Source organism: Globicatella sp. HMSC072A10, assembly GCF_001811625.1.
GTDB lineage: Bacteria > Bacillota > Bacilli > Lactobacillales > Aerococcaceae > Globicatella > Globicatella sanguinis.
This window is the reverse complement of the sequence record NZ_KV805743.1, coordinates 1-11,637: the sequence shown is the minus strand read 5'-3', so window position 1 is coordinate 11,637 and position 11,637 is coordinate 1. Positions and strand designations below refer to the sequence as shown.

General features: G+C 32.9%; 9 protein-coding genes. All 9 read left to right on the top strand.

Annotation, left to right across the window (positions count from 1 at the left end; translation table 11 throughout):
• The first annotated feature begins 118 nt into the window (after nucleotides 1-118).
• Nucleotides 119-469 (top strand): DUF2200 domain-containing protein, encoded by a 351-nt coding sequence (locus HMPREF2811_RS06835; protein WP_071408690.1) that lies wholly within the window; start codon nucleotides 119-121, stop codon nucleotides 467-469.
• A 27-nt stretch (nucleotides 470-496) separates the two neighbouring features.
• Nucleotides 497-1,798, top strand: coding sequence for a xylulokinase (gene xylB, locus HMPREF2811_RS06830; protein ID WP_071408689.1), 1,302 nt, complete (start codon nucleotides 497-499; stop codon nucleotides 1,796-1,798).
• A gap of 456 nt (nucleotides 1,799-2,254) precedes the next feature.
• The gene (locus tag HMPREF2811_RS06825) at nucleotides 2,255-4,327 is read left to right on the top strand and encodes a glycoside hydrolase family 31 protein (protein ID WP_071408688.1); all 2,073 of its coding nucleotides are present in this window, start codon (nucleotides 2,255-2,257) and stop codon (nucleotides 4,325-4,327) included.
• A 20-nt stretch (nucleotides 4,328-4,347) separates the two neighbouring features.
• A complete protein-coding gene (locus HMPREF2811_RS06820; RefSeq protein WP_071408687.1) occupies nucleotides 4,348-6,411 on the top strand; it encodes a TIM-barrel domain-containing protein in 2,064 nt (687 codons plus the stop codon).
• A 4-nt stretch (nucleotides 6,412-6,415) separates the two neighbouring features.
• A complete protein-coding gene (locus tag HMPREF2811_RS06815) occupies nucleotides 6,416-6,889 on the top strand; it encodes a PTS sugar transporter subunit IIB (RefSeq protein ID WP_066125356.1) in 474 nt (157 codons plus the stop codon).
• A 19-nt stretch (nucleotides 6,890-6,908) separates the two neighbouring features.
• Entirely contained in the window at nucleotides 6,909-7,700 is a 792-nt protein-coding gene (locus HMPREF2811_RS06810) for a PTS mannose/fructose/sorbose/N-acetylgalactosamine transporter subunit IIC (protein ID WP_071408686.1), read from the top strand.
• Nucleotides 7,693-8,535, top strand: coding sequence for a PTS system mannose/fructose/sorbose family transporter subunit IID (locus HMPREF2811_RS06805; RefSeq protein ID WP_071408685.1), 843 nt, complete (start codon nucleotides 7,693-7,695; stop codon nucleotides 8,533-8,535). Before HMPREF2811_RS06810 ends, HMPREF2811_RS06805 begins: the two co-directional genes overlap by 8 nt.
• Before the next feature lie 24 nt (nucleotides 8,536-8,559).
• Nucleotides 8,560-8,979, top strand: coding sequence for a PTS sugar transporter subunit IIA (locus tag HMPREF2811_RS06800; RefSeq protein ID WP_066125351.1), 420 nt, complete (start codon nucleotides 8,560-8,562; stop codon nucleotides 8,977-8,979).
• A 104-nt stretch (nucleotides 8,980-9,083) separates the two neighbouring features.
• On the top strand, nucleotides 9,084-11,465 hold the full coding sequence (locus HMPREF2811_RS06795; RefSeq protein WP_071408684.1) for a glycoside hydrolase family 31 protein: 2,382 nt from the start codon (nucleotides 9,084-9,086) through the stop codon (nucleotides 11,463-11,465).
• Nucleotides 11,466-11,637 lie beyond the last annotated feature (172 nt).

Genomic DNA, 11,637 nt, shown 5'->3' with positions numbered 1-11,637 from the left:
GGTTTCTATATACTTGGCTATTGGGCGCTTACCAACGAAATGTTGTTTGGTCTTTTTGAAGCTTATTTGCTTGAAAGCTTAGCACTAGAAAACGAAAGAATGATAGGAGCGGAATACGATGGCAAGTGAAAAAAATTATGGGATGCTTTTTGCAAAGGTCTATCCGATGTTAATCGCAAAAGCTGAAAGAAAAGGACGTACCAAGAATGAAGTGTTTGAAATTACGACGTGGCTGACAGGGTATATGCCTGAACAGATTGAAGAACTTATGCAATCCGATATAAGTTATGGTGACTTCTTTTTGCAAGCGCCCGAATTAAATCCCAATCGAAAGTTGATTAAAGGCACTATCTGCGGAGTTCGTGTGGAAAATATCGAAGTACCCCTTCTGCAAGAAATTCGATACTTGGACAAGCTAGTTGATGAACTCGCCAAGGGCAAAGCGATCGATAAAATTTTGCGAAAGTAGAGAAACGGTACAGAGAGATGCTACTACATGACAATTTTAAAAGTAATCGTGTTGGTCGTAGGGATACCCTTTTTGACCTTTACCTATTTGATTTTTCTCAAGAAGCAATACTATTTGATTAACGGGTTTGAATCAGCTTGTAAAACAGGTCGAAAGACAGCAGCCGAGATCCTTTCAATAACCAAAAATACAGTGTTAAAAGGTTTTACTTTACCTAAAATTGTTTGGGTTCAAGAAAATGAACCTGAGATTTGGGCTGAGGTAAAACATATTCTGTTACCAAAAGATTATCCTAGATTTTGGTTGGAAGGTAAATTGAATATAGACTATTCAGATGGAGCGAGCACTTTATTATTTGACATGGATAATAAAGTATGGTCACAAGAAATTTTGAATGTTTTCAATGTTTCTAGAGATGTATTACCGGATTTAGTGGAATCTGTAGAGTATGTTGGTGATATTAAAGAAGAGAGTGCGAACCGATTTGGATTTTCACAAACAGTTAAGGTGTTTGCTGGAGGGGCGGATAATGCGTGTTCTGCTGTAGGGTCAGGTATTGTAGGTGATGATATAGCGATGGCGAGTATAGGAACATCGGGGGTGTTTTTAGCAAGTGAGAACCGCCCGCTGAAAGATTATCATGGTCAATTACATTTATTCCATCATGCCATGCCAAATTCAGATTATTCTATGGGAGTCACTCTAGCAGCGGGAAGTAATTTAGACTGGCATAAGAGAACGTTTGCTCCAGAAAAAAGTTATGACGAATTACTAGATAACGTTGGTGATATTTCTATTGGAGCTGATGGATTATTGTTCACACCCTACATTGTTAGGAAAAGAACTCCTTATATTGATAGTAATATTAGGGGGTCATTTGTTGGAATTGATACTTCACATACAGCTGATCACTTTACAAGAGCAGTTATCGAAGGAATAACATTATCATTAAAAGAATCTCAGAAAATTATGGAGAATGTAGCAGGTAAGTCATTCAGTCGCATTGTTTCTGTAGGAGGTGGAGCGAAAAGTAAGATTTGGCAACAAACTCAAGCAGATGTTTTCGCCACACCTGTCGTAACGTTGAAGGCTGAAGAGGGTCCTGGATTGGGCGCGGCAATGATAGCGGCGATCGGACTAGGATGGTTCGAAACATTTGAATCTTGCACAAAAGCTTTTGTGGATTATACAGAAAGAATTTATCTAATAGAGTGCAATGTATTGAAATATAAAGAATTGCTCAAAATATATAAAGATATCTATCCTTCAACAAAAAATATCTCTAGTAAACTTGTTAACTTTAGTAAAGCAGAAGACAGTAGTCTGTAGAAATTTTTGATTGATATCTGTTTCCTAAATCCTGACTATTTAATATATATAAGCTGAATCACTATCGTAGTGAGAAAATTAATAGATCTTAATTATTAATAGATAGATAAAGTAAAAATTTCAAGACGTTAGTTTATTCTTAGATATTGTTACTTTATAAACATTGCTGATAAACTGCCATTATTTACGTTGTGAGGAAATGTTTACTTGACATATTGTAAACGGTATTATATAATTTGATGTAAGTTAGTTGAGTTTACTAACTAACCGGAAACAGAAGAGGTTTCTTTATAAAATATTTTCTGATAGTTAGTAAATTAAAAAAACTTAAGTTAGGTTAATATCAACTAAAAGTTTGTTTTCCAAGGTGTTTGAGATATCTATCATAGAGTATTAGTATACGAAATAAAGTACTTGTTAATAGTTAATGTTGCTATATAATATGGGGGGAGAAAAATGATTAAAGTATTTGATACATATATCGAGAAAAGATATGATACTGAGTTACTAAGAATTGATGCTTGGGGAAAGGACTCTTTTAGAGTTCGCTCTTTTGCAGATAGAAAGTTTACTGATGAGAATTATGCACTAAATAAAGTCTCTGATAGTACATCAATATTGCAGGTAGTAGATCAAAAAGAAAATGAAATTACTGTAAAAAATGGAAAGCTTACAGTAGTAATTGATCATAGAGATAGAATAACATTTTATGATGAGAATAATAAGGTGTTATTACAGGAGTTTATTAGATTAAGAGCCGTTAAACATGATGATGGAGCTGAAGATGTAGGGACTATCGAAATAACTAAAGATTTTAATTCAACATTGAAACTAAAATCACGAGAATTCAAAACGAATTTAGGAGGGGGAAGCTTTGAAACAACAACAAGATTTGAGTCAAACCCTAAGGAAAAAATCTTCGGAATGGGACAATATCAACATGAATTTTTAAACTTAAAAAATACGAAATTAGAATTAGCACAGAGAAATTCTCAGATGTCTATCCCATTCTATATTTCTAGTTTAGGCTATGGCTTTTTATGGAACAATCCAGGGATAGGTGAAGTTACATTTGCGAAAAATATTACTGAGTGGCATATGGAATCCACCAATGTGATTGATTACTGGATTACAACTGGTGACACATTAAAAGATATATCTAAAAATTATGCTGATGTAACAGGGAAAGTCCCTTTAATGCCTAAGAAATTACTAGGCTTATGGCAAAGTAAGCTAAGATATCGTACACCTGATGAAGTTTTAGATGTAGTTAAAAGATATCATGAAAAAGGAATTCAATTATCTACTATAGCTATAGATTATTTTCACTGGCCAAAACAAGGTGAGTATAGGTTTGATGAAGACTTCTGGCCTGAACCTGAAAAATTAATTAAGGAATTAAAAGAAGACTACAATGTTGATCCAATAATTTCTATTTGGCCTACAGTTCAATCAGATGCAGATAATTATAATGATTATTTAGAGGGTGGTTACTTAATCAATGTTAATCGTGGGGTGCGATTAACGATGCTAATACAAGGAACAACTGTTTTCTTAGACACCACAAATCCTGAAGCAAGAGATTATGTTTGGGATAGAATAAAGAAAAATTATAAAGATTTAGGCATAAATTATTACTGGGTTGACGTTGCGGAACCAGGATATGCTGTTTATGATTTTGATAATTATCGTTATCATAGTGGTCAAGCGTTAGAGACAGCAAATCTCTATCCTAATGGCTTCTTAAAAATGGTATATGACGGAATGAAAAATGAAAATCATGAGGTTGTGACTTTAGTAAGAGGAGCTTGGGCCGGGGCGCAAAAATACGGAGCTCTAGGATGGTCTGGTGATATCGACTCTAGTTTCGAAGCATTTAATAACCAGGTAAATACTGGTTTAAATGTTGGTATGGCAGGTATGCCATGGTGGACTACTGATATTGGAGGTTTCCACGGAGGAAATCCAGAGGATGAAGAATTTAGGGAACTTATGGTTAGATGGTTCCAATACTCAACTTTCTCACCAATTTTAAGAATGCATGGTGATCGTCTACCACATAGTAAGCCATTATCGAATAGTGGTGGAGGTTCGATGCCTACCGGAGCACCAAACGAAATTTGGTCATTTGGTAAAGAGGCAGAAAAAATTATGACCAAATATTTACATATACGAGAAGCTCTTAGAGATTATATCTATGATTTAATGATTGAGGCTCATGAAGATGGGATACCGTTAATGAGACCATTGTTTTATGAGTTTCCTGAAGATGACCAAACATGGGAGAAAGACAATATCTACATGTTTGGAGAAGATATGTTAGTTGCTCCAATAATGAATTATAAAGATAGACAAAGAGAAGTATATCTCCCTGACGGAGAAAAATGGGTGAATATATTTACTAAAAATGAATATGAAGGTGGACAATCTTACATTATAGATGCACCTATTGAAAGTATTCCGGTATTTATTAAAAAATCTTCAACAGATTATTTTAATGATTTACTAAAAATTGCTAGTGATTCATAAAAAAAACTGGTGACAAAGATATGTTCCTTAATAAAGAAGTAGAAATAAATCATGATAGTATTATTATTCAAGACAGCAAACAGACGTTAAAAATTGAAGCATGGGGAGATAATACAATAAGAGTAGTCTGTAGTCCTCATCAAAATTTTAAGAACCAGGAGATTTATGGCATAAAAGAATTAAATAAAAATGGTATTACTAGTTATTTAGATTTTCAATATAAAGATAAACATCTAAAGTTATCATCGGGAAAATTATCAGTCATATATGATGGGGAAAAACTGAGTTTTTATCATAAAGACAAACTTGTGTTAGAAGAATTTTCGCGAAAGCAAAGTGACGTAAGAAGAACAGTTGGTATTGATGATGATGTTCCTATAAGGGAACTCCCAACGTCATCATTGAATGTCTCACCAAGGAAATTCGTTTTTAATAATAATATCTGTGAGTCCTCCTTAATATTTGAAGGTAGTTTAGATGAGAAAATCTTCGGAATGGGTGGATATCAAGAAGAAAATATTAACAAAAATCTTGGAACGTATGAATTGATGCACCGAAATTCACAAACATCTATACCATTTTATATATCTAGTAAAGGGTATGGATTTATATGGAATAATTCATCGATTGGCAAAGTAAACTTTAGTAGAAACCAGAGAAAATGGAAAAGCAAAAATTCTGAAATCATTGATTATATTGTCACTGTTGGTGATAGTCCGAAAGACATAATAGGAAATTATACTACTATGACTGGAAAGCCTCCACTGATAGATCAAAGATTATTAGGACTTTGGCAAAGTAAACTAAGGTATCAAACAACCGAAGAAGTGAAAGCTATATATGAAAATTACGTGAATAAAGGTATTAAATTATCTGTTATAGTTATAGATTATTATCATTGGACAGCAGACGGTGATTTTGAATTTGATATGGATTATTGGGAAGATATTGATTTGCTAGCAGCAGAACTAAAAAAACATGGGACTCAAATAATGGTTTCATTATGGCCAACAGTTTCAGAGAGCAGTAAATATTGTAATATATATAACAAAAATAAAATGATAATAAGAGGAAAGAATGGTGAAAATAAATTATTTAACAATTTACAGATTTTAGATTTTTCTAACCCAGATACAGTTAAATTTTTCAAAAAGCTTCTAAAAAATAACTATCTAAATAATGGTATTAGTCTTTTTTGGGCAGATCAAGCAGAACCTGAGATGACAGAATATAATCACTCTAAGTATCTAGTCTATGAAGGAGATTTTGAAAAAGTTGGAAATCGATATCCTTATTTTTATGTAAAAGCTATACAAGACAATACATCAAATCCTATTTTGATTAGGTCAGCGTGGTTTAATTCACAAAAATATGGTGCTTTAGCTTGGTCAGGTGATATTGATAGTTCATTTAGTTCTTTAAGAAAACAAATTCAAATTAGCATCAGCATGGGAATATCTGGAATTCCGTGGTGGACAAGTGATATTGGTGGATTTCATAGCGGAGATAGTAACTCTGATCTTTTTAAAGAATTATTAATCAGGTGGTTTCAGTTTTCGGTATTCAGTCCTATTTTGAGAATGCATGGTGATCGGCAGCCACATTCACAAAAAATTGGTTCTAAAGGCGGAGGGATAAGAACAAGTGGTGGTCCAAATGAAATTTGGTCATTTGGTGAAAAGGTAGAAAATATACTAACAAATCAAATCAAACTAAGAGAAAGATTACATGAGTACTTATTAAGTGTGTATGAAGAAAGTACTCGTTATGGTTATCCAATAATAAGAGGTTTATTCTTGGAATTTCCAGAAGACAACAATGCATGGGAAGATACTACAAATTTTATGTTAGGTAGTGAATTGTTAGTTGCGCCAGTAGTTAATGAGAAAATAAAATCTATGAAAATATATTTGCCAAAAGGTAGGGACTGGATTGATGTATATAATGGTGATGTATATCGTGGGGGTCATGCCTATAATGTAGAGATTTCATTAGAAAAGATTCCTGTATTTTGTATTGAAGGAAGCAATATCGGTAAGAATAGAAGTCAAATATTTAATATACAAGAGATAAGAAAGGATTAGAAAAATGGGAGTAGTATTAGCAAGAATAGATCAAAGATTAGTTCACGGAATAGTGGTTACTCAATGGGCAAGTTCGGTGAAAGCGAAAAGAATCATGGTGGTTGACGACGAGGTTGCTGCTGATGAGCCGAGAAAAGCGGCTATGAGATTAAGTAAGCCTGCAGGAACAGGAATGTCATTAATAGATAGAGATACAGCAGTTAATAATTTCAAGCAAGGTAAATATGAAAGTCATAATGTTTTACTTGTGGTAAATAATGTTGAGATATTATTGGATCTCATAGAGAATGGTGTTGAGATTCCAAAAGTAAATATCGGGATAATGTTAGACAGAGAAGACAGAAAAAAATATGCTAAGAATTTTGCTGCAACGCAAGAAGAATTAGCAAATCTGAAGAAAATATCTGATATGGGTATTCCTGTGTCATATCAGTTCACACCAAGTGATAAAGAAGAAAGTTTAGAAAAATTCTTATAAAAGTAAGGGGGCAAATCAAATGTCTGAATTATTACAAAATATATTGATAATTTTAATACCTATGTATGCTTTGATAGATAATCGTGGTATTACAATTATGAACCATTGGCCAGTAACGGTGGGATTATTTGCTGGGCTTGTTATGGGAGATTTGCAATCAGCACTCTACATAGCTGGTACTTTTCAGTTGATGAGTTTAGGGGTGGCTGCATTAGGAGGGTCTTCAGTTCCGGATTATGCTTTGGCAACTGTAGTTGCAATATATTTAAATGCAAGAACAGGAATTGACGTTGGATCTTCTATAGCAATTGGACTACCAGTTGGAATTCTTGCTATAAATTTAGATGTTTTAACAAGAACATTAAACTCGTTCATTACTGAAAGATCAAAGAAATATTTAGAGCAACGAGAATTTAAAAAAATGCAGAGCATAAACTTTATAAGTATACTTTTTGTCGCAATGCAAGCCTTTATTCCAATGATTATTTTAGTAGTATTTGGTCCAACAGCGGTTGAAGCAATTATACAGTGGATTCCAGAATGGGTTACTGAAGGACTTAATATAGCCGGTGGAATGTTGCCTGTGGTTGGTGTTGTAATGTTAATGAGATACATGCCTACAGGTAGATATATATGGGCATTGTTAATTGGATTTGTGATGTCCGCATATCTTCACCTACCTATTTTAGCAATCTCAATTATTGGATTTGCATTAGCAATTTATACATTTAATAGATTAACAAGTCAAAAAGCAGTAGTTTCTGCAAATGGAGTCACAGATTTGGATGAAGGGGATGATTTTGATGAGTAAAAGCAATCAGCAAAAAAATATTAATCCAACAACTAATAAATTATCAAAAAAAGACCGTAGAAATGCTGCATGGCGCTGGTCGTTTATAGGAAGTAATAACGTCAATTATGGTACTCTACAAGGAACTGGATATGCTTGGTCAGTAGCGAATACACTTCGGAAAATTTATCCTAATGACGATGACTATGTTGAAGCAATGAAAGTAGAATTTGAATACTTCAATATCACTCCTTATATGGGACCTCTTGTAGTTGGAGCAGACATTGCGATGCAGGAGCAGCAGGGAACAGAATCTCTTGATGCAGTACGTTCCATTAAAACATCATTAATGGGACCTTTATCCGGAATTGGAGATTCACTTTTATGGGTCCTATATCCTACAATCATGGGATCAATTAGTGGGTATATGGCATTGGATGGTAATCCTCTCGGAGCAATTATTTGGATGGTATTGAATATTGCACTAGTGTGGATGCGTATAAAATTATTTGATCTTGGCTATGAATCTGGGGCAAGATTAATAACAGATATGGCAGATAGACTTACGGCTATTACTGAAGCCGCATCTGTTATGGGATTAACTGTTGTGGGAAGTTTAATTGCTACTGTAGTAAAAGTATACACACCACTTGAATTCGCTTTTGGAGATGTTTCGCTTGCATTACAAGATGGAATTTTTGATCAAATTTTACCAGCATTATTACCTGTTGTATTAACTGGTTTAGTTTACTGGTTAATGGAGAAAAAGAAATGGGGATTCTTGAGAATTATTTTCACAATTGTTGTTATTTCTTTAATAGGGTCTTATTTTGGAGTTTTAGGTGTAGCTCCATAAAAATGTTAGATAGGGGATAATTATATGAAGAAAATTATTATAGCTACACATCATAAATTAGCGAAAGGATTCAAGCACACTCTTGATTATATTATTCCAAATACTGTGGATATTATAGATATCAATGCATATGTTGAAAATGAATCCGTGGAAAATCAAATCATAGATACTTTAAAAGACTTTTCAAAAGAGGAACAAATTTTTGTTTTTACTGATTTACTTGGGGGGTCAGTAAATCAAGAATTTACAAAACTGCTATCAGAATATAATATTGAATTAATAGCGGGTGCGAATTTACCTATTATCATGTCGGTAATTTTAAGATTAAATGACAATGATTTAGCACATAACGATATCAGTAATTTGATAGAGGAATCAAAAAATCAGATAGTATATGTAAATGACATTTTAGAAAACCAAGAATTTGATGAAGATGATGAATAGAAGGGTAATAAAATAACTTATTAACTTCCTTCATGGGATATTTACAGAGGATGTTATAAAATCATCCTCTTTTTTGTCATAAGATATAGAAGAAAGGAACTACTATGTACAAAAAATATTACGAGGAATATAATCCAGTCGCTCCCAAAAAATCTATTGTGCAAGGTAATAAATTTAGGTTTACAATATTAACTTCTAAGCTTATTCGTCTCGAATACTCTGAAGAGAATATATTTGAGGATTCTCAAACAAAAATGGTTTTAAATAGAGACTTTAAAACACCAAAATTTCAGGTATATGATTCAGAAAATAGAATAAAAATAGTAACAGATGACTTAATACTAAAATATGACAAACAAAAGTTCTCACCATATGGTCTAAGTATTGAGTTGAATGGAAAAGTTAACCATCCATATAGAGGAATTTGGCATTATGGAGATATCACAAAAAACTTAGGTGGGACTGCAAGGACACTTGACTTCGCAGATGGAGCTGTTGAATTAGAACCAGGGCTTATGTCAAAATATGGCATAAGTATGCTTGATGATTCAAACACCCCGGTTTTTAAGAGTGATGGTTGGTATAAAAAAAGAGAATCTAATCAGATAGATATTTACATATTCGGGTATAAAAATGATTATTTTCAAGCATTAGATGATTTTTATCAATTAACTGGACCTCAGCCTAAGTTACCTAGATATACACTAGGTAACTGGTGGAGTCGATATTATCCTTATTCAGAGGACTCCTATGTAGCTCTAATGGATAGATTTCAAGATGAAAAAATACCTTTTTCAGTTTCTGTGATAGACATGGATTGGCATTTAGTAGATATTCCTGATGAGTATGGTAGTAAATGGACAGGCTATACATGGAATAATGAACTATTTCCAAACCCCAAAAGGTTCTTAGAAAGATTAAAGCAAAGAAATTTAGCAACAACATTAAATATACATCCGTCGTCAGGTATTAGACCATTTGAGGATATGTATGAAGTTATGGCTAGTGATTTAAAAATTGATACTGAAAATAAAGAGTACATAGATTTCTTGCCTGATTCACAAAAATTTATGGAATCAACATTTAAACACATCTATCATCCAAATGAGGAAATAGGTGTTGACTTTTGGTGGGTAGATTGGCAACAAGGACCGCATAGTATTGATGAGTCAGTGGATCCATTGTGGGTATTAAATCATTACCATTATAATGATAATCAGAAAGATAATAATTTAGGTATAACTTTATCTAGATATTCAGGACCAGGTAGTCATAGATATCCAATTGGTTTCTCCGGGGATACAGTTATTTCATGGGATTCTTTAGATTTTCAACCATATTTTACGGCAACTGCGTCTAATATTGGATACGGATGGTGGAGCCACGATGTTGGAGGACATAGACACGGTATACGTGATGATGAATTGATGCTAAGGTGGCTTCAGTTTGGGGTCTTCTCACCAATAAACAGATTACATAGTGCGGACTCAGAATTTTTAATGAAAGAGCCATGGAGTTATGGTCCACCTATTGGTGATTTAATGCGTGAATATTTAAGAATTAGACATAAGCTTGTTCCTTATATTTACACCATGAATATACTTTCGAATAAAAAAAACCTGCCACTTATCCAACCAATGTATTATAAGTATCCAGAAAATGAGAACAGTTATAATGTTCCAAATCAATACTATTTTGGTTCAGAGATCATTGTTGCACCAATTACAAAAAAAATCGATAAAGAATCACTTTTAGGGAAGTTTAAAATATGGTTGCCTGAAGGCAACTGGTATGACTTGCAGTCAGGCCTAAAATACAGTGGAGATCGAAATATAAATATTTTCAGACCAATTGAAAGATTAGGTTTATTTTTGAAAGAGGGTTCAATCATTCCTCTTGCAAATTTAGATGAGTTTACCAATTCAATTGAAAATCCGGAACATTTAGAATTGATTATTGGTAGTGGCGATTCAGGTGAATTTAATCTGTTAGAAGATTATACAGGAAAAGAAAATGTAGAAAAAGGAATGTCTACGCTGATTGAATTTGATAATTCTAACAACAAAATTTCAATATATGGAGGAGAAGGGAATATCAAAGTAGTTCCTCACTTTAGGACTTGGAAAATAAAGTTATATGGTGTTAAAGTAGTTGATGCCACGATATGTCAGAATGATTCGTATATAAGAGCAGAAATAGATTATGATGAAAGTTTAAATATTAGTACAATTCAAACAACGAGCATGGATGTAAAAAATAAATTTGATATATACTTTGATACATCTGATAATTTAGATATGAATAATTTCAAAGTTGAGAAGATGTTGAACATTCTAAAGGCAGCACAAATACAAAATAAAGATAAAGAAATCTTATATGGGATTATTAAAACTGATTGTACAATTGAACAAAAAATATCAAATCTAATAAGTTATTCAATAGGAAACAATATAATTAATCCATTATTAGAAATAATTTTAGCATAAATTTTAAACCCCATCATTTACAGTTACTGAAATATTTTGATGGGGTTTTATTGATAAATAACTAGTACTTTATATGATGAATTGCAACAATTATTGGAAAAATTCAGTTTGGATGAAAGGTTTAATGATTTGGACGAGTTGATGGCAAATTTCAAGTTTAAATTAGCCAGCG

Excerpts from the sequence above, each read along its gene's own strand:
- HMPREF2811_RS06825 (WP_071408688.1), top strand. The coding sequence starts at position 2,255 with ATGATTAAAGTATTTGATACATATATCGAGAAAAGATATGATACTGAG.
- HMPREF2811_RS06800 (WP_066125351.1), top strand. The coding sequence starts at position 8,560 with ATGAAGAAAATTATTATAGCTACACATCATAAATTAGCGAAAGGATTC.
- HMPREF2811_RS06815 (WP_066125356.1), top strand. The coding sequence starts at position 6,416 with ATGGGAGTAGTATTAGCAAGAATAGATCAAAGATTAGTTCACGGAATA.
- HMPREF2811_RS06810 (WP_071408686.1), top strand. The coding sequence starts at position 6,909 with ATGTCTGAATTATTACAAAATATATTGATAATTTTAATACCTATGTAT.
- HMPREF2811_RS06820 (WP_071408687.1), top strand. The coding sequence starts at position 4,348 with ATGTTCCTTAATAAAGAAGTAGAAATAAATCATGATAGTATTATTATT.
- HMPREF2811_RS06835 (WP_071408690.1), top strand. The coding sequence starts at position 119 with ATGGCAAGTGAAAAAAATTATGGGATGCTTTTTGCAAAGGTCTATCCG.
- xylB (WP_071408689.1), top strand. The coding sequence starts at position 497 with ATGACAATTTTAAAAGTAATCGTGTTGGTCGTAGGGATACCCTTTTTG.
- HMPREF2811_RS06795 (WP_071408684.1), top strand. The coding sequence starts at position 9,084 with ATGTACAAAAAATATTACGAGGAATATAATCCAGTCGCTCCCAAAAAA.
- HMPREF2811_RS06805 (WP_071408685.1), top strand. The coding sequence starts at position 7,693 with ATGAGTAAAAGCAATCAGCAAAAAAATATTAATCCAACAACTAATAAA.